Genomic DNA, 17,328 nt, shown 5'->3' on the forward strand with positions numbered 1-17,328 from the left:
GGCCGCCGGACCGGCCCGACCAGGGTTGGTTGACGATCCGTCAGTTCTCGTGAACCGAGGCGTCGTCGATCAGGAAGGCGGTCGTGGGGGTCGAACCGCTTTCGTGGGACACCAGCTTGAGGTTGATGGTGGTGCCCCAGCCGACCTGGCCGATGAACGGGGTCAGGTTGACGGACTGCTGCTGGTAGCCGGGCTGGCTGCCCGTGCTGTTCCAGGTCTTCACCACGCCGATCTGATGGCCGTCGTACTGCGAGTAGGCGATCAGCTGGAGGGTGTCCGGGTTGCTGCCGGAGGTGTTGGTGGACTCGGTGTCCAGCCAGAACGAGAAGTTGGCGTTCTGGTAGCCCGCGTAGGTGTTCAGCGAGGTGTTGATCGAGTCGTCGGCGCCGCTGCCGTTCTGGCCCAGCCAGGCGTACCACGTGCCGCTGTGCGCCGAGTGCAGGCTGGACGGTGTGATGATGTTGTAGCCGGACGGGCTCCACGCGTCGGTCATCACGGTGTGGTTGACGTCGGCGGAGCCGTTCTCGAAGCCCGGGTCGATCAGTTGCTCCGGGCCGGCAGTGCAACCGGTCTGGCCGGAGCCGATGTTCTCCCAGAAGCCGGTGCTGGCCGTGCGACCGCCCGCGTCCGCGGCGTTGACGGTGATCCGCTGCCAGCCGTTGCTACCGGAGCTGCTGCCGGAGATGACCCCGGTGCCGGAGTTGATGCTCAGACCGCTCGGCAGGCCGGTGGCGCTGTAGCTGACGGTCGCACCGGAGCTGTCGGCGGCCACCGCGCCGATGTTCACCGGGGAGTTGGGGGCGTCGGTCCGGTCGCACATCACGCTGAGGGTGAGGGTCGGCCCGGTGACGATCGGGCCCGAGGACTGGCACAGGTGGTCGGTGTTGGACCAGAGCGTCTGCAGCGGGAACGAGCCGGTGGAGAGGTTCTCGAAGAACAGCCCCCCGTTGGCACCTTGGGGGATCCAGGCGCACTTGTCGCCGATCTCCTGGCCGGTGGCGTCGGTCCAGCCGCCCGGGGTGTTGGGGTCGGTCAGCGTCTCGGCGTACTCGTGGCCGCCGATGATGCCGTAGCCGTCCAGCTTGCCGCGCGCGGTGTTCTCACCGAACCAGTTGGCGCCGCAGCCGGCCACGTCGGGCTGGTAGGGCATGTTGGTGTAGGCGATCGAGCCGAAATTGGTGTGCTCGAAGTCGTGCCAGGCGCAGTAGCCGAGGTCCTTCCACTTGTCCGGGTTGGTCCCCTGCGGCGAGTCGATGATGTACTGCACGTTGCGGTTCTGCGCCTCGGTCACATTGCCGAAGTGCTGGGCCGCGGCAGTCGCTTCGGCGGCCAACTGGGGCTCGGTGGCGGCTTGCGGGGCCGCCGCGGCGTTGTCCACCCAGACGCCGGCCAGCACACTGCCGGGCTGCGGGTACTGGATGTGCGCGGCATTGGCAGGGCACTGCAGGCTGCCTGCCTGGATGCCCTCGCAGTACTGGGTGAGCACGGCGCTCCAGCCGTCGCCGGCGCTGCCCAGGCCCTTGAAGAAGTCCTGCTGGTAGGCGGCCGCGCCGTCCGGGTCACCGGAAGGCACCACGTCGCCGGTGGAGTTGGTGGACGGCGTGCCCCACTGAGAACCCCAGAGCACCAGGTAGACCTTGGGCGGGCCGGTGACGATGCCGGCCGAGTCCTGCGCGCCCTTGTACGTCATCTGCAGGTCGTACTCGTTGGCCACCGAGCCGTCACCCTGCGGGCCCGGGTCGGCGCCGTCGGCGGTCTGCGGGGTGACCTTGCCGCCGGTCTTGCCGGCGGTCGCGAGCGGTCCGGCCTTGGCGGCGTGCGGCTTGGAGGCCGCGGCCTTGTGCGGGCCGCCGGACTTGGGGGTGGCGGGCATGGCCTGGGCCTGAACGGTCCCGTGGGTGGCGGGGTGGGGGTCGGCCGCCGCGGTCAGCGGGGCCACCAGCCCGGCTGCGGCCAGGCCGGCGGCGAGGCCGACCATGAGGGTTCGTCTACTGTGCAGCAGCAGACCGGCTCGATGTCTGAGCACGTGTCACATTCCTTCTGGGGTCGCGATAGCACCCGGCTCGACCGGAGACGGCGTCGGGCGGGGTCAAGGAAATGCGGTGGGGGACACGAGGGCGGCACTCGGAGAGGTGCCGTCGACGAGGCACTGCGTGGGGGGAACTGCAGGAGGACAGCCGTGCCGCCGGACCCGGCAGCAGTGCCATACGATATTGCACTGACCGGAGGCCGACAAGAGTCCACACAAGCACTCGTCTTCACGCGATTGATCTGTTTGTTTGTGATTGTTTCTGTGCATAGGTGGGATGTCAGTGCATGACTGCGCAGATCGATGGCCACGGTCATGCGCGTGTCGATGCGCATGGTGACGCGCGTGTCGATGGCCAGCGTGACGCGCGTGTCGATGGCCAGCGTGACGCGCGTGTCGATGGCCAGCGTGACGCGCGTGTCGATGGCCAGCGTGATGCGCAGGTTGATGCACAGGTTTGAGTGGCATCGCCGCACGCCAGGTATCCGAAATGACGCCAACCACGTTCCAGTACTCAGCCGAGGTCCGCGACGCACTCGACCGGGGTGCGCCGGTGGTCGCGCTGGAGTCGACGATCATCGCCCATGGCCTCCCCCGCCCCCGCAACCTGGCCGTCGCCGGTGAGTTGGAGGAACTGGTCCGGGCGCACGGTGCGGTGCCGGCCACCATCGCGGTGCTGGATGGCACGGTCCGGATCGGCCTGGACGCCGGCGGGCTGGACCGGGTCGCCAACCAGGAGGGCCTGCGCAAGTTCGGGTTCCGCGACCTCGCGCCCGCACTGGCCACCGGCGCCAGCGGCGCGACCACCGTCTCCGGCACCGCCTTCCTGGCAGCGCGGGCCGAGATCCGGGTCTTCGCCACCGGCGGGCTCGGCGGCGTGCACCGGGACTGGATCAGCACCCAGGACGAGTCGGCCGACCTGGGGCTGCTGGCCCGCACCCGGATCACCGTGGTCTGCGCGGGCGTCAAGTCGATCCTGGACGTGCCCGCGACTCTACAGCGCCTGGAAACTCTAGGAGTTGGCGTCATCGGCTTCGGCGCCGAGGAGTTCCCGGGCTTCTACCTGAGCAGTTCGGGCAATCCGGTGGACTGGACACTGCACGAGCCCGCCCAGGTGGCCGCCGCGATGCGGGCCCAGGACGCCCTCGGCGGGCCCGAGTCGGCGCTGGTGGTGGCGAATCCGGTGCCGCGCGAGGAGCAGTTGGACCCGCTGCTGCACGACCGGGTGCTGGCCGACGGGCTCGCCGCCGCCGACCGGGAGGGCGTCACCGGGCAGGCCGTCACCCCGTTCCTGCTCGCTTATCTCACCGAGCACACCAAGGGCGCCTCGCTGGAGGCCAATCTCGCGGCGGTGCGCGGCAACGTCCGACTGGCGGCCCGGATCGCCGCTGCCTGGGCCAGCGCATGAGCGAGCGGTGGGGGTCCCCCCGGCCGGAGGCTGGGGGAGAGGTCGTACTCAGGAGGTGCGTGTGCCGCGAAGCGCTCGCCGAGCGCTGCGAGGTGGGCGCATGAGTGGCCTTCTGGTGATCGGCAACGTGGTCACCGATGTGGTCGCCCGGCACCGCGGGCCGCTGGCGCCGAACACCGACACGCCCGCCCGGATCGTCCTGCTGCCCGGCGGCGCGGCGGGCAACACCGCTGCCTGGGCGGCACGTTCGGGTGCCCGGGAGGTGCGGGTGCTGGCCCGGGTGGGGGCCGACTCCGCCGACTGGCACCGGGCGGCGCTGGCGGCCGCCGGTGTGACGGCGCAGTTGGTGGTCGCTGCGGAGCAGCCGACCGGGGTGGTGATAGCGCTGGTGGACGAGACGGCCGAGCGCAGCATGGTCACCGACGTCGGCGCCGCCGCCGGGTTGCGGCTCGCGGACTGGGATCCGGTGCTGCTGGCTGGAGTTGGCCGCCTCCACCTGTCGGGCTACCTGCTCTTTCCACCTGCCGGGCGGGAGTTGGCGCGGGCGGCTATCGCGGACGCGCGGGCCGCCGGGGTGCCGGTGAGCGTGGACCCGGCTTCCACCGGCTTCCTGGGGGCGTTGGGAGTGCCGGCGTTCCGGGCGGCCGTGACCGGGGTCGACGTGCTGCTGCCCAACCTGGAGGAGGCCCAACTGCTCAGCGGCGAAGCCGAACCGGAGGCGGCGGCGATCGCGCTCAGCCGCTGGGTCGGCACCGCGGTGGTCAAGCTCGGGGCGGCGGGCGCGATCGCCGCCCGGGCCGGCGCGGTGATCGCCCGCGCGCCCGGGGTGCCGACCGCCGCGGTGGACAGCACCGGCGCGGGTGACGCCTTCGCGGGCGGGTATCTGGCGGCGCTGCTGGCCGGGGCCGACCAGCAGCGGGCGTTGGCGGTGGGGTGCGCGGCCGGCGCGCAGGCGGTGGCGGTGGTGGGCGCGCGGCCGACCGTCGGGTGAGGTGCTGGTGAACCGCCTGGCCCACCAGCACAGTTGGCTAGCGCCTGCGCAGCGCGACCCCGGCCACCAGGATGCCGACGACCACCAGCGCCGCATTGGCCGTGATCGCGGTGGCGACGCCGTGGAGCACCGTGGCGGAGCCGGCGGATGCGCCGAGACCAGCGGTGGCGATCGCGCTCATCACGGGTGTGCCCATGGTGATCCCGATCTGCTGGGTCATGGTGGCCAGGCCGGTCGCGGTGCCCTGGTCGGCGGTCGGCAGCCCCGAGGTGGCGGTCACCATGAACCCCACGATCACCACCATGTTGCCGACGCCGCCCACGAAGGTGGCCGCCAGGAGCAGACCCAGCCAGCCGCGCCCCTCCCCCAGCGCGATCAGCGCCGTCGTGGCCAGCGCCTGCACCGCACCACCGAGCACCAGCGCCCGGGTGGTGCCGAGCCGCCCGATCACCCGCGCCGCCGTCACCCCGCCGACCACCGTGCCGAGCCCCAGCACCGCGAAGCAGAGGCCGGCGGCGAGCGGCGCGAAGCCGAGCACCCGCTGCAGGTAGAGGGTGAGCAGGAAGACCAGCGAGGTCTCGGTGGCGAAGGCCAGCAGCCCGATCAGGTTGCCCCACACGACCGTTGGCCGGTGCAGGATCCGCACCGGTACCAGGGGGCTGGCGGCGCGACGCTCGATCAGGTAGCAGGCCACCAGCAGCACCGCCCCGGCGAGCAGCCCCGGCAGGCGCAGCGCGGGCGTGGTCAGCCCGGCGACCAGGGCCAGCAGCCCGGCCGTCACGGTGACCGCGCCGGGCAGGTCCAGCCGTTCGCGTGCGCCACGGCTCTCGGTCAGCACCCGGGGTGCGATCAGCAGCACGGCCAGCACCACCGGCACGTTGAGCAGGAACGCCCAGCGCCAGCTGAGCAGGTCGGTGAGCACGCCGCCGAGCACCGCGCCGGTGGTGAACCCCGCCGACATCAACGCACCGTTGAGGCCCAACGCCCGCTCACGCAGCGGGCCTTCGGGGAAGGCCGAGGTGAGCAGCGCCAGGCCGGCCGGGGTGACGGCGGCGGTCGCCAGGCCCTGGGCGACCCGGGCGGTCAGCAGCATTGCCGGGTTCACCGCGAACCCGCCCAGCAGTGAGGCCGCGCCCAGCAGGGCAAGGCCGATCAGGAACAGCCGGCGGCGTCCGATCAGGTCGGCCAGTCGGCCGAAGAGCAGCGTGAAGCCGGCCGCCGCGAGCGCGAACGCGCTGGCCACCCACTGGAGTTGGCCGATCCGGAAGCCCAGGCCCCGGCCGATCGCGGGCAGTGCGACGTTCAGGATCGAGAAATCCACCGCCAGGGTGAACTGGGCTACCAGTAGGACGGCCAGCACCAGCCGGGCACGGCCGGTGAGCCGGTCGGTAGGTGCTGCTGATGTTCTGTCGAGTACCGCCATGTCGTGGACTCCCTCCGGGTTTTTGTGGTCACCGGGAGTCTGTGGTGGCGCGTCGGGGGGCAGCCATCCCCGAGCGGTTGGTACCAATGGCAGGGTCAGGCTGAGTCGTTGCGTACCGGTGGCAGCGCCAGGCGGAGTCCTTGCTTACGGTCGGCCGACCGCGCCGAATCACCGGCAGCGTCAGGCCGGCCGCTTTCCTGTCCCTGGCAGGGGCAGGCTGCGGGGGCCGGTTCGCGCGATACTCATCCGTATGGATACGGATCTCGGAGAGTTCCTGCGGGCGCGGCGGGCTCGGCTGCGGCCCGAGGACGTCGGGCTGACCTCGTTCGGCGGTCGGCGACGGGTGCCGGGCCTGCGCCGGGAGGAGTTGGCCCAGCTCGCGGGCGTCAGCGCGGCCTACTACACGCGACTGGAGCAGGGGCAGAGCGGCAACGCCTCCGAGGCGGTGCTCGACGCCCTGGCCCGAGCACTCCGGCTGACCGAGGACGAGCACGCCCATCTGCGGAATCTTGCTCGCCCGCGCCGGGCCAAGCGCCGCCCGGCGGAGCGCCCCGAGCAGGTGCGCCCCGCGACCCGCCAGCTGATCGAGGCGATGGACGGCGTCCCGGCCGTGGTGCTGAACCGCCGTCGCGATGTGCTCGCCTGGAACGCGCTCGGCCACGCCCTGGTGGCCGGGCACCTGGACCGCACCGCGCCGGAGCGCCCCGCCGACCGGCCCAACCTGCAGCGGATGCTCTTCCTCGATCCGCACACCAGGGAGCTGTATCCGGACTGGGCGACGGAGGCCCGGCGTGCGGTGGCCTCGCTGCGCCTGGCGGCCGGGGGTCACACGGACGACCGGCGACTGGCCGAGCTGACCGGTGAACTGCTCCTGAACAGCCAGGAGTTCGCCGCGCTCTGGGCCAAGCAGTCGGTCGCCAACTGCACCACCGGCCGCAAGTCCTTCCACCATCCGGTGGTCGGCCCACTGGAGTTGGACTTCGAGACCCTCCAACCGGCCGACGGCACGGGCCACTGGCTGCTGCTCTACAGCGCCGTGCCGGGATCGGCTGATGAACTCGGACTCCGGTTGTTGCAAGGCACTCTGACTTCGACCCAGAGTATTTCGGTGGTCGCCTCGGATCGATGAACATGCGAGGAACCATGGAGACTCCGCCCCGCCCCGTCTCACCCAGCTGGCGGTAGTGCCAGGGCCACCGTCAGCCGTGGGGCTACCCCCCCTACTGGACGGGTGGCTGAGACTAGATCAGATACGCCTGTTAGCCCCCTCGTTGTGCCGTCCGCAAGGGAGAAGAATTTTCTCCATGAAGATCACTCACCTGAACGGCTCGCGTCCGACCGGCACGAACCCGCAGAGCCAGCGTCTGCAGGGCACCCACCGTGTGGCGCTCCTGCTGGCCGCCACCTCGACTGTCCTGGCCCTCACCGCCCCGCTGGCGCACGCCGCGCCGCGCGGCCCGGAGCTGCACTGGGGGCCGTGCACCGGCGCGGGCACCGGTGTCGACCCGCGACAGCAGTGCGCCACGCTCGCCGTGCCGCTCGACTACCGACAGCCCGACGGCCCGAGCATCACGCTGGCCGTCTCGCGGATCCCGGCCACCCAACCCCGGCTGCGCCGCGGTGTCCTGGTGACCATTCCCGGCGGGCCGGGCGGCTCCGGCCTCAACCGTCCGAGCGACGCGGCCAAGCGGCTCCCGCAGTCGGTGCTCGACCGCTATGACCTCATCGGGTTCGACCCGCGGGGCGTCGGCCAGTCCACCCCGGTCAGCTGCGGGCTCTCCCATGAGGACCTGTCGCCGGTCAACATGTACCCCTGGCCGGCTCCCGATGGCGGCATCACGGCCAATGTCGCCTTCGCCCAGCACCTCGCCGACAAGTGCTGGAGCAATGGCGGTCCGGTGCTGCGCACCCTGAGCACCGCCAACGAGGCGCGCGATCTGGACAGCATCCGCAGTGCCCTCGGCGCGCGCCGGATGTCGGCCTGGGGCGTCTCCTACGGCACCTACGTCGGCGCGGTGTACGCCACGATGTTCCCCCAGCACACCGACCGGGTGGTGCTGGACAGCAACGACGACCCCGACGCGACCAGGGTCGGGCGCGGCTGGCTGGACGCCTTCGCCAGCGGCGCGGAAGACCGGTTCCCCGACTTCGCCGCCTGGGCCGGCCAGGCCGGCAACCCGGACCGGGTGGCCGACACCCCCGAGCAGGTGCGCGCCGACTACCTCGACCTCGCCGCCCGCCTGGACCGCTCGCCCATTCCCTGGCCGGGCGCCAACCCCGCCGAGCTGAACGGCAATGTGCTGCGCAGCGTCATGCTGCAGAGCCTCTACAGCGACGCCGACTTCCCGCAGCTGGCCGAGCTGATGCTCGCCGCACAGGGCCGACGCCCGCTTCCCGCGCCGACGGTTGCCCCCGACGCGGCGCTGCAGAACACCTTCGCCGTCTCGGTCGGCACCCTGTGCGGGGACGTCAGCTGGCCCGCCTCCGTTGCCGACTACGCGCAGGCGGCCGCGGTCGACCGCGTCGTCCACCCGCTGACCGCTGGTATGCCGGTCAATGTGATGCCCTGCGCATTCTGGCCCGCCAAGCCCACCGAACCCCCGGTGGTCGTCGGTGACCACGGCCCGTCGAACGTCCTGCTGATACAGAACCTCCGCGACCCGGCCACGCCGTACAGTGGCGCCCTGCGCCTGCGAAGCGACCTGGGCGACCGGGCCAGGCTGGTCACCGTGGACTCCGGTGGCCACGACGCGTACCTCGCCAATGGCAACGCCTGCGGCGACGACCTGGTGACGGAGTACCTGGTCACCGGCCGCCGCCCAGAGCAGGACGCCTACTGCCCCGCGCAGTGAAGGGATGTGCGGGCCGCGCTCAGCAGATCGGCGCTATCGGACCAGCGTCACCGGACCGGTGCTAGCAGACCGCGTCAGGCGTCATGCGTCCGTCGGCTTGGGCCGGCGCCAGAACTGACGCGGCGCGAAGCCCTCGCGGCGCAGCCAGTGCTCGGTGTAGACGATCCGGTCGGCCTCGACCACCACAAGCGGTCCTGATGGCGGCTCGTCCAGCGAACGGGAGCGCTCGACGTGATCGGACTGCCAGCGGACGGCCGGCCAATAGTGCGCGAAGTCCGGGTCGTCCTCGTTCAGCACCCGGGCTCGCCCGAAGATCTGGGCACCACGGCTGCTGGCCTGCCCGACCAGCGGGGCGAACACCCCCACGGACACGCGGGGATCCGTCGCCAGATTGCGCATCTTCGGCGACCCTGCCGCCGTGGTGAACATCAACGCGAAGTCGAGGTGGAAGTAGCGCACCGGCGTCGCCAACGGTCCATCCTGGCCCGCCGTTGCCAGCACGCACATGTTCTGGGACGACAGCAGGTTGAGGATGCGCTCTTCGAGGCGCTCGCGGTCAAGCCGCTGCTGCGGGGCCGGTCCGGCCAGCCAAGGGTTGGTTGCGGGCATGATCAACCATCCCACATCGTTCCCGGCACCGCCGGTAATTTTGATCATGGAATGGCCAGGATCGGCCTGTGCTCCCCCGCAACACCGGACATACCGTGGGCTGATGCCGAGGACATTGCGTTTGGCGGTCGCGCAGAGCACCGTGGCGGAAGATCCCACCGACCCGGAGACCCTGCGGGCGAGCGGCGCCCAGGTCCGCCGGCTGATGCGCGAGGCGCATGCGGGCGGGGCGCGGCTGGTGCAGTTTCCCGAAGGTGCCATCACCTACCCCGACAAGCACGTGATGTCGTCCGGTCCCAGGGGAACGCTCGCCGCCGCGGATTGGGGCCGGGTCGACTGGGACGTCATGCGCGCCGAGGCCGAGGCCGTGGCCCAACTGGCCGGGGAGTTGGGGCTGTGGGTGGCGTTCGGATCGATCCATCCGCTGACACCGCCGCACCGCCCGCACAACAGCCTGTACATCGTCTCGGACCAGGGCGAGCTCGTGGGCCGCTACGACAAGCGGTACCTGTCGCACAGCGAACTCTCGTACCTGTACACACCCGGCACGACTCCACTCGTCTTCGAGGTTGACGGCATCCGGTTCGGTGCCGCCCTGTGCATCGAGGCCAACTTCCCCGAACTGTTCGCGGAGTACGAGCAGTTGGATGTGGACTGCGTCCTGCTGTCCGCGATGGCTGACGACGCCCGACTCGCCGTGCTGGCTCAGGCGTACGCGATCCTCTACAACTACTGGGTCGCATACTCCATCCCGGCCCAGTTCGGTGCCACCGCGCCCGCGAGGATCATCGCGCCGGGCGGCCGCCGACTCGCGAGTTGCGCCGCCGACCGCCGACCCGGTCTCGCGTTCGCCGATCTCGACCTGGACACGCAGGACCCGGACATCTCGATGACCCGCCGCCTTGCCCGTCCATGGCGCCGGTCGGCACGCGCGGGCCTGTATGACGGGCATGTGGTGTCGGGTGAGGCGCGCAGCGACGTGCGCACCAGGTTCTGAACCAGTCAACTCGTGCTGCTCTCAGCACTCTTGCCGCCGGGGCCATTCTGCTCAATACTGCCCGTTGCATGCTGCTAGTGGTATAGACCCTGCAACCATCGAGCAAATTCTGCACGCACGCGCTCCCTCCCCCGACCCTGGGTAGGCCATGCGATCAGTCAAATCCACACTCGCCGCGGCACTCCTCACCACTGCGCTCCCCTTCTCCTTCCTGCTCCCGGCTACCTCGGCCGCTGCTGCTTCCCCCGCCGCTCCCCCGGCCGCCGCCACCCCGCCGACGACCGTCCCGGCCCTGCAGAGCTGGACGTCGGCGACCGGTTCCTTCACCTTCGGCCCGTCCAGCCGAGTCGTCGTGGACCCCGCCTACGCAGCCCAACTCGCGGGGGACGCCACCACCTTCGCCACCGACCTGACCGCCCTCGAAGGGCACACGGTCACCGTGGCACCGGCCGGTACCAGCGCCGCACCCGGCGACATCGCCCTCACCCTCGGAGGCAACCAGCCCGCGGAGGGCTACCGGGTCACCGTCGGCCCCGCCATCACCGTTCAAGGGTCCACCACCGACGGGGAGTTCTGGGGCACCCGGACCGTCCTCCAGTGGCTGCACCAGGGTGCGACGGTGTCGGCCGGCGCTGGGACCGACTCGCCCGGCAAGAGCGAGCGCGGGCTGATGATCGACACCGGACGGAACTTCTTCCCGGTCGACTGGGTCGAGAACCAGATCCGCGAGATGTCCTACCTGAAACTCAACTACCTGCACCTGCACCTGTCGGACACCTACGGGTTCCGCCTGGAGAGCAGCACCCACCCGGAGATCACCTCAGCGCAGCACTACTCCAAGGCGGACCTCGCGGCGATCATCGCGCTGGGCGACAAGTACCACGTCGCCGTGGTGCCGGAGATCGACATGCCCGGCCACATGGACGCGATCCTCTCCGGTGAGCTCTCGATCGGCAACGACTACCGGCTGAAGGACAGTTCGGGGAGTCCCAGCAGCAGCTACATCGACGTCACCATCCCGGGCGCCCGCACCCTGATGAGCGACCTGATCCACGAGTACGAGCCGCTCTTCACCTCCTCGAAGTACTGGCACATCGGCGCCGACGAGTACGTGACCGACTACGCCTCCTACCCGCAACTGCTCAGTTACGCCCAGGCCACTTACGGCCCCAACGCCACCGCGAAGGACGCCTTCTACGGCTTCGTCAACTGGGCCGACTCGATCGTCCGGGCCGGCGGCAAGACCGCCCGGATGTGGAACGACGGCATCAAGGCCGGCGACGGCACCATCGCTCCCAACCCGGACATCGTGGTCGAGTACTGGTACGACTACGGCCTGACGCCGCAGCAGCTGATCGACGCCGGGCACACCGTCGCCAACGAGTCCTGGACTCCGACCTACTACGTCTACGGCGGCGCCAAGCCCGACACCACCTGGATGTACCAGTCCTGGAACCCCGACCTGTTCCAGGGTTCCAACACCATCAGCGACCCCAGCCGCAACCCCGGCTCGCTGCTGCACGTCTGGTGCGACAACCCGACCGCCGAGACCGTGGACCAGACCGCCGCCAACCTCAAGTACCCGCTGCGCGACCTGGCCCAGCTGACGTGGAACTCCCCCAAGCCGGTATCGACCTACGCCGCGTTCATCCCGATCATGGACGCGATCGGCCGCAACCCGCTCTACCCCGTGCCGGTCATCCAAGGTGACCTCGCCCAAGGTCGGCCGACCACCGCGTCCAGCATCGAGACCCCCAACTTCCCGGCCGCCAACGCGACCGACGGGGACCTGAACTCCCGCTGGTCCAGCCAGTACACCGACCCGACCTGGCTCCAGGTGGACCTGGGCAGCGTGCAGACTGTCAATCGAGTGGTACTCGCCTGGGAGACCGCCTACGGCAAGGACTACCAGATCCAGCTCTCGAACGACGGCACCACCTGGACCACGGTCTACACCCGCACCAACGGAACCGGCGGCACCGAGACCCTGACCGGCTTCACCGGCAGCGGCCGCTACATCCGCCTCTACGGCACCACCCGTGGCACTCAATGGGGCTACTCGCTCTACGAGTTCGAAGTCTTCCGTGACACCGGGCCGAACGGCGCACACACGCTCAGCACCGGCGGCCAGGCGCTCGACGACCCGGCCGGCTCGACCACCGCCGGCACTCAGCTGATCAGCTGGGGCCTGCACGGCGGCCCTAACCAGGTCTGGACCATCACCCAACAGGCCGACGGTTCCTACCAGTTGGTCAATGATGCGTCCGGCCTGTGCCTGGACGTCAGCGGCGCCTCGACCACCGCCGGAGCCGCCGTCGTCCAGGAACCGTGCACCGGCGACGGCCACCAGCACTGGCGGCTCGCCCAACTCCCGGACGGCAGCTGGACCGTCACCTCGGTCCCCAGCGGACTCCTCCTGACCACGGCATCGACGGCCAACGACGCCCTGATCACCCAACAGCCCGACACCGGCTCGACACTCCAGCACTGGACGATCGGCTGACCCACAGCGGGGGCCGGGCGGGCGACCTCCCGGCCGTCGGCTCGGCCCGGGCCACCGGGACGTGCCGCACCGCTGAGCCGCCTACTGAGCCGGGAGTTCGACGATCAGCACGGCCATGTCCCGGAGCCGCTCGTAGTACTCGGCCTGGGTGTACCTGCTGGTCGCCGGGTCGAACAGGTAGCTGGAGCTACTTCGGGCTACGACGAAAGGACGGTCCGATGACCGTTCGACCCTCGCGCCGCCGTCGGCATCCGGGCAGGGCGGCCGCCGTGCTCGGCACCGGTGTGGCCGGGCTGGCGCTGGCCCTCACCCTCGCCACGCCGAGCGCCTCCTCCCGCCCTGTTCCGCCGACGGCCGGGACCGCCGCCGCCCAGCAGCTCCGGCCCGACCCGCACATCCTGGACTTCGCCCAGAGCCCGGCCGCGCATCCGATGGCCCCTCAGTCCAAGCGGACCGACGAGACCCCGGTCGCCCCCAACGCCGACGGTTGCGACCACCACTACGGCGCGCTCAACGTCTGCGTACCGGCCGCCTTCCCGCCCGGCGTCGGCACCACGCCCGGCGCCCGCTGCACCTGGCTGCTGCAGCACGGCTACCGGGACCTGGCCGTGCACGGCCGGGACGACCTCGGCCTGGACACCAACCACGACGGCGTGGCCTGCGGCCCCGGCGACGCGAGCGGGAGCCGCTGACCACCGCAGTCCAAAAGTCCGCAAGTCCGAAGAAGTGAGCCCGTGCCCGCCGGCGTCGGCCCCGGCGGGCACGGGGGTGGATGCTTGCCAAGCGGGGGGCCGAGCGAGGATCCATCTGCTGCGGCGGCCAGCCCTCTGGGATGCGCCGGCACGCCGCCTGGCTGGCCACGCACCGGCTGACCGAGCCGTCGGCACGGCAGTGAGCATCGGCGGTGTCTGATGCAGGCCTGCTTCGCGGTCAGCCCCGCACCCGTTGGGTGGCCGCGATGCAGGCGACCACCGCCAGCGCCGTCACCGGCACGGCCGCCGGCAGCCGCTCGCCGAGCACGAGCACCGCCCAGCAGAGGGTGAGCAGCGGTTGGGCGAGCTGGAGTTGGCTGGCGCGCAGGACGCCGATCGCGGCCATGCCCCCGTACCAGGCCACGAAGCCGCCGAACTGGGAGACGGCGGCGAGGTAGCCGAGCCCGACCATGCTGTGCGGGGTCAGGTGGACCGGCTCGGCGGGCAGGGCGAGAACGCAGGTGAGCGCGGTGGCGGGCAGTGCCGCGAGCACGCCCCAGGCGACCACCTGCCAGCCGGGCATCCGCTGCGCCAGCCGGCCGCCCTCGGCGTAGCCGGCTGCGCAGACCAGCAGGGCGGCGAACAGATAGCCGTCGGCGAGGCTCGGTCGGCCGGCGCTCTGCTGGAGGGTGAAGGCCAGCACCACCACGGCGCCGGCCAGTGCGGCCCACCAGAACATCCGGGGCGCGCGGGCGCCGGTGCGCAGCGCGGACAGCGCCGCGGTGGCCAGTGGCAGCATGCCGATCACCACGGCGGAGTGGGCGGTGGAGGAGGTCCGCAGCGCCAGGGTGCTGAGCAGCGGGAACCCCACCACGCAGCCGCCGGCCACCGCCAACAGCCCGGGCCAGTCGGAGCGGGCCGGCAGCGGGACGCGCCTGACGGCCAGGCAGACGCCGGCCAGGGCCGCGGCGAGCACTCCCCTCAGTCCGGTGATCGTCCAGGGGCCGAAGCCGTCGAGGGCCCAGGAGGTGGCGGGGAAGGTGAACGAGAAGCAGAGCACGCCCAGGGCGGCGAAGGCGGTGCCGCCGGCCGCTATCGAGCGGGTGAGGATAGCGCTATCATGTGCTGTCATGAATAAGCGTAGCAGTCGACGATGGCGGTGCGCATGACCCGAACCACGGTGACAGAGCTTGCCGAAACCCTGCGTCGCGAGCTCGCCCGCTACTCTCCCGGTGAGAAGCTGGCGTCCAGCCGGGAGCTGATGCAGCAGTACCAGGTGAGTCCGGTGACGGTCTCGCGGGCGATCGCCGCCCTGGTCGCCGAGGGGCTGGTGGTCTCCCGGCCGGGCGCCGGGGTGTTCCGCGCCGAGGCGGCACGTTCCGCGCCCGCGCCCGGGGACACCTCCTGGCAGGAGGTGGCGCTCAGCGCGGAGGCGGGCGTGCCGCCGGCCCGGGTCGCCGACGCGACCGGTGTGCTCGCCACCCTGCTGCTGGCGCCGCCCGAGGTGGTCGACCTCAACAGCGGCTATCTGCACCCCTCGCTCCAGCCGGAGCGCGCCCTGGCGGCCGCGCTGGCCCGGGCCGGTCGACGGCCGGGCGCCTGGAGCAGGCCGCCGGTGGAGGGGCTGCCCGAGCTGCGGGCCTGGTTCGCCCGGGACATCGCCGACGGCCTCGCCGCGTCCGACGTGCTGATCGCCGCCGGCGGCCAGAGCGCGCTCAACACCGCGCTGCGCTCGCTGGCCGCCCCCGGGGCGCCGGTGCTGGTCGAGTCGCCCACCTACCCCGGCATACTCGCCATCGCCCGGGCCGCCGGGCTGCGTCCGGTGCCGGTGCCGGTGGACGCGGACGGGGTGCGCACCGACCTGCTCGCCGACGCCTTCGCGGCCACCGGCGCCCGGCTGTTCGTCTGCCAGCCGCTGTTCCACAACCCGACCGGCGCCGTGCTCAGCGGCGAGCGCCGCGATGAGGTGCTGCGGATCGCCCGGGCGGCCGGGGCGTTCGTGGTGGAGGACGACTACGCACGGCGCCTGGTCCACGCGGACGCACCGCCGCTGCCCGCGCCGCTGGCCGCCGCCGACCCGGACGGCGTGGTGGTCCACATCCGCTCGCTGACCAAGCCGACCTCACCCAATCTGCGGGTCGCGGCGCTGGCCGCCCGTGGTCCGGCACTGGCCCGGCTGCGCGCGGTGCAGACGGTGGACAGCTTCTTCGTCCCGCGCCCCCTGCAGGAAACCGCACTGGAGCTGGTCGCCGCCCCGGCGTGGGCGCAGCACCTGCGCACCCTGGCGGCCGCGCTGCGGGATCGGCGCACCGCGCTGGCCACGGCGCTGACGCAGCTTCGACCTGAACTGATGTCCCATCAGATTGCCTATGGTGCTTATCAGTTGTGGGTAAGGCTGCCGCAGGGGCTCACCCCGGAGGCGGTGACTGCCACTGCCCTGCGCGCGGGAGTGGCGGTCACCCCGGGCGGGCCGTACTTCACCGCCGAACCGCCGGCCCCGCACCTGCGGTTGAGCTATGGCTACGCGGAGAGCGTGGAGCAGTTGGCGGAAGGCGCCCGGCGCCTGGACCGGGCACTGACGGAGGCTAGCGTCAACTGACAGTCGCCAGCCCGGCGCTGACAGCACCCAGCGTCAACTCAGCTCCGCCAACCGCGCCGCAGCCGTCGCCGCGTCGACCACCGGGAGCCGCGGCGCCAGATCGGCCAGCCGGTCGAGCAGCCGATCGCGGATCGGCCCGGGGCCGGCGGCCACCGAGCCCGCCAGGACCAGCGGTTCACCACGCACGGCAGTGGCGCGGACCAGGGCACCCAGCTCCCCGGCGGCGGCCTCGGCCAGCGCGACGGCGGCGGGGTCGCCGTCCAGGGCCGCCGCCGAGACCAGCGGGGCGAGGCCGGCCAGGCGGCGCGGCGGGCCGGCGTAGGCCCAACGCACCAGCTCCTGCGGCGAGTCGGCCGCGCACTCGCGGCGCACGGCGGCACCCAGCGCCCCGTCGGGGTGGTCGACGGCCTCGCGCAGCGCCATGCGCCCGAGCCAGAAGCCGCTGCCCTCGTCGCCGAGCAGCCAGCCCAGCCCACCGCGTAGCGTGCGCGGCCGGTGCCCGACGAGCCGGATGCAGATCGAACCCGTCCCGGCGATCAGCACGGTGCCGGTGCCGTCCGGCACGCCCCCGGCGGCGAGCGCGGGCACGGCGTCCGGCACCACCCGCACGGGGCACCGGAGTTGGAGAGCAGACCGGCAGCGGGCGGCGAACTCGGCGGGGTCGGGCAGCGACCGGTAGCCGGCGAGGCCGATCAGGCAGGCCGTCACCGTCGCCGGATCCCGAGTGGCCAACGCCGCTCTGACAGCCGTCGCGAGTGCCGCCAGGGCGGCGTCCGGGTCCGTACCGGCAGGGTTCGCACCCGCCGCCGTACCACGGCCGCGCACCTCGCCCGCGGCGTCGACCAGCACCGCGCGGGTGCTGGTGCCCCCCACGTCCAGACCGAGCCGCAAGCCGCTCATCCGACACCTCCCAACCCACCCAGCCCCACTGAACGCCCGATGCACTGTCAGATCTTGCCCGATGTGCACGGCCCTCGATGGCAGCAGGCTGCTGCACCGGTGCGCCGGGAAGTCCGGTCGGCATGAGACTCTGCACCCGAGACCGCCGGACCGCCCGGAGCGCCCGCCCGCCGAACCGCCGCCGCCTCCTGCGCGCCGGCAGGGCAGAGGCCTCGGGACCCGCCACACGGCCGAACCCGCTCACCCGCCGAACACCAAATCGAGACCCCAGTACGGCTCCCAACCACCAGCCCCTGCGCCTTGGCAGCGCGAAGCCTCGGAACCC

14 protein-coding genes are annotated in these 17,328 nt (G+C 71.9%); 9 read left to right on the forward strand and 5 right to left on the reverse strand.

Annotated features, from left to right (window positions below; genetic code table 11):
- Window positions 1–40: 40 nt before the first annotated feature.
- A complete protein-coding gene (locus tag P3T35_RS19675) occupies window positions 41–2,026 on the reverse strand; it encodes a putative Ig domain-containing protein (RefSeq protein ID WP_143676730.1) in 1,986 nt (661 codons plus the stop codon).
- 290 nt (window positions 2,027–2,316) lie between these two features.
- On the opposite strand from P3T35_RS19675, the gene P3T35_RS19680 reads away from it, so the two are divergent.
- The 3 genes from P3T35_RS19680 to P3T35_RS19690 all read left to right on the forward strand — a co-directional run bounded on the left by P3T35_RS19680 (window position 2,317) and on the right by P3T35_RS19690 (window position 4,428).
- On the forward strand, window positions 2,317–2,490 hold the full coding sequence (locus P3T35_RS19680) for a hypothetical protein (RefSeq protein WP_180356319.1): 174 nt from the start codon (window positions 2,317–2,319) through the stop codon (window positions 2,488–2,490).
- A gap of 29 nt (window positions 2,491–2,519) precedes the next feature.
- Window positions 2,520–3,437 (forward strand): pseudouridine-5'-phosphate glycosidase, encoded by a 918-nt coding sequence (locus P3T35_RS19685; RefSeq protein ID WP_101378915.1) that lies wholly within the window; start codon window positions 2,520–2,522, stop codon window positions 3,435–3,437.
- A gap of 100 nt (window positions 3,438–3,537) precedes the next feature.
- Window positions 3,538–4,428: a PfkB family carbohydrate kinase gene (locus P3T35_RS19690; RefSeq protein WP_101378916.1), complete on the forward strand. Its 891-nt coding sequence runs from the start codon at window positions 3,538–3,540 to the stop codon at window positions 4,426–4,428.
- Between the two features lie 37 nt (window positions 4,429–4,465).
- On the opposite strand, the gene P3T35_RS19695 is transcribed toward P3T35_RS19690, so the two are convergent.
- Entirely contained in the window at window positions 4,466–5,851 is a 1,386-nt protein-coding gene (locus P3T35_RS19695; protein ID WP_101378917.1) for an MFS transporter, read from the reverse strand.
- A 250-nt stretch (window positions 5,852–6,101) separates the two neighbouring features.
- On the opposite strand from P3T35_RS19695, the gene P3T35_RS19700 reads away from it, so the two are divergent.
- Together P3T35_RS19700 and P3T35_RS19705 are read left to right on the forward strand one after the other, a co-directional pair.
- Window positions 6,102–6,980 (forward strand): helix-turn-helix transcriptional regulator, encoded by an 879-nt coding sequence (locus tag P3T35_RS19700; RefSeq protein ID WP_101378918.1) that lies wholly within the window; start codon window positions 6,102–6,104, stop codon window positions 6,978–6,980.
- A 175-nt stretch (window positions 6,981–7,155) separates the two neighbouring features.
- Entirely contained in the window at window positions 7,156–8,703 is a 1,548-nt protein-coding gene (locus P3T35_RS19705) for an alpha/beta hydrolase (protein ID WP_101378919.1), read from the forward strand.
- 81 nt (window positions 8,704–8,784) lie between these two features.
- On the opposite strand, the gene P3T35_RS19710 is transcribed toward P3T35_RS19705, so the two are convergent.
- Window positions 8,785–9,312 (reverse strand): pyridoxamine 5'-phosphate oxidase family protein, encoded by a 528-nt coding sequence (locus P3T35_RS19710; protein ID WP_101378920.1) that lies wholly within the window; start codon window positions 9,310–9,312, stop codon window positions 8,785–8,787.
- A gap of 103 nt (window positions 9,313–9,415) precedes the next feature.
- Between P3T35_RS19710 and P3T35_RS19715 the strand changes: the two genes are divergently transcribed.
- The 3 genes from P3T35_RS19715 (at window position 9,416) to P3T35_RS19725 (ending at window position 13,504) form a co-directional block, all read left to right on the forward strand.
- On the forward strand, window positions 9,416–10,309 hold the full coding sequence (locus tag P3T35_RS19715; protein ID WP_101378921.1) for a carbon-nitrogen hydrolase family protein: 894 nt from the start codon (window positions 9,416–9,418) through the stop codon (window positions 10,307–10,309).
- A 148-nt stretch (window positions 10,310–10,457) separates the two neighbouring features.
- Window positions 10,458–12,812 carry a family 20 glycosylhydrolase gene (locus P3T35_RS19720; RefSeq protein WP_101378922.1) on the forward strand — a complete coding sequence of 785 codons (2,355 nt, stop codon included), beginning with the start codon at window positions 10,458–10,460 and terminating at the stop codon, window positions 12,810–12,812.
- Window positions 12,813–13,030: 218 nt separating this feature from the next.
- Window positions 13,031–13,504 carry a hypothetical protein gene (locus P3T35_RS19725; protein ID WP_101378923.1) on the forward strand — a complete coding sequence of 158 codons (474 nt, stop codon included), beginning with the start codon at window positions 13,031–13,033 and terminating at the stop codon, window positions 13,502–13,504.
- 238 nt (window positions 13,505–13,742) lie between these two features.
- On the opposite strand, the gene P3T35_RS19730 is transcribed toward P3T35_RS19725, so the two are convergent.
- Window positions 13,743–14,636, reverse strand: coding sequence for a DMT family transporter (locus P3T35_RS19730; RefSeq protein ID WP_101378924.1), 894 nt, complete (start codon window positions 14,634–14,636; stop codon window positions 13,743–13,745).
- 33 nt (window positions 14,637–14,669) lie between these two features.
- Here P3T35_RS19730 and P3T35_RS19735 point away from each other — a divergent pair, with 33 nt between their 5' ends.
- Window positions 14,670–16,103, forward strand: coding sequence for a PLP-dependent aminotransferase family protein (locus P3T35_RS19735; RefSeq protein ID WP_180356320.1), 1,434 nt, complete (start codon window positions 14,670–14,672; stop codon window positions 16,101–16,103).
- Between the two features lie 33 nt (window positions 16,104–16,136).
- On the opposite strand, the gene P3T35_RS19740 is transcribed toward P3T35_RS19735, so the two are convergent.
- Complete coding sequence (locus P3T35_RS19740) at window positions 16,137–17,003, reverse strand: BadF/BadG/BcrA/BcrD ATPase family protein (RefSeq protein ID WP_101378925.1); 867 nt, start codon at window positions 17,001–17,003, stop codon at window positions 16,137–16,139.
- Window positions 17,004–17,328 lie beyond the last annotated feature (325 nt).

It is taken from the genome of Kitasatospora sp. GP30 (assembly GCF_029892145.1).
Lineage (GTDB): Bacteria > Actinomycetota > Actinomycetes > Streptomycetales > Streptomycetaceae > Kitasatospora > Kitasatospora acidiphila.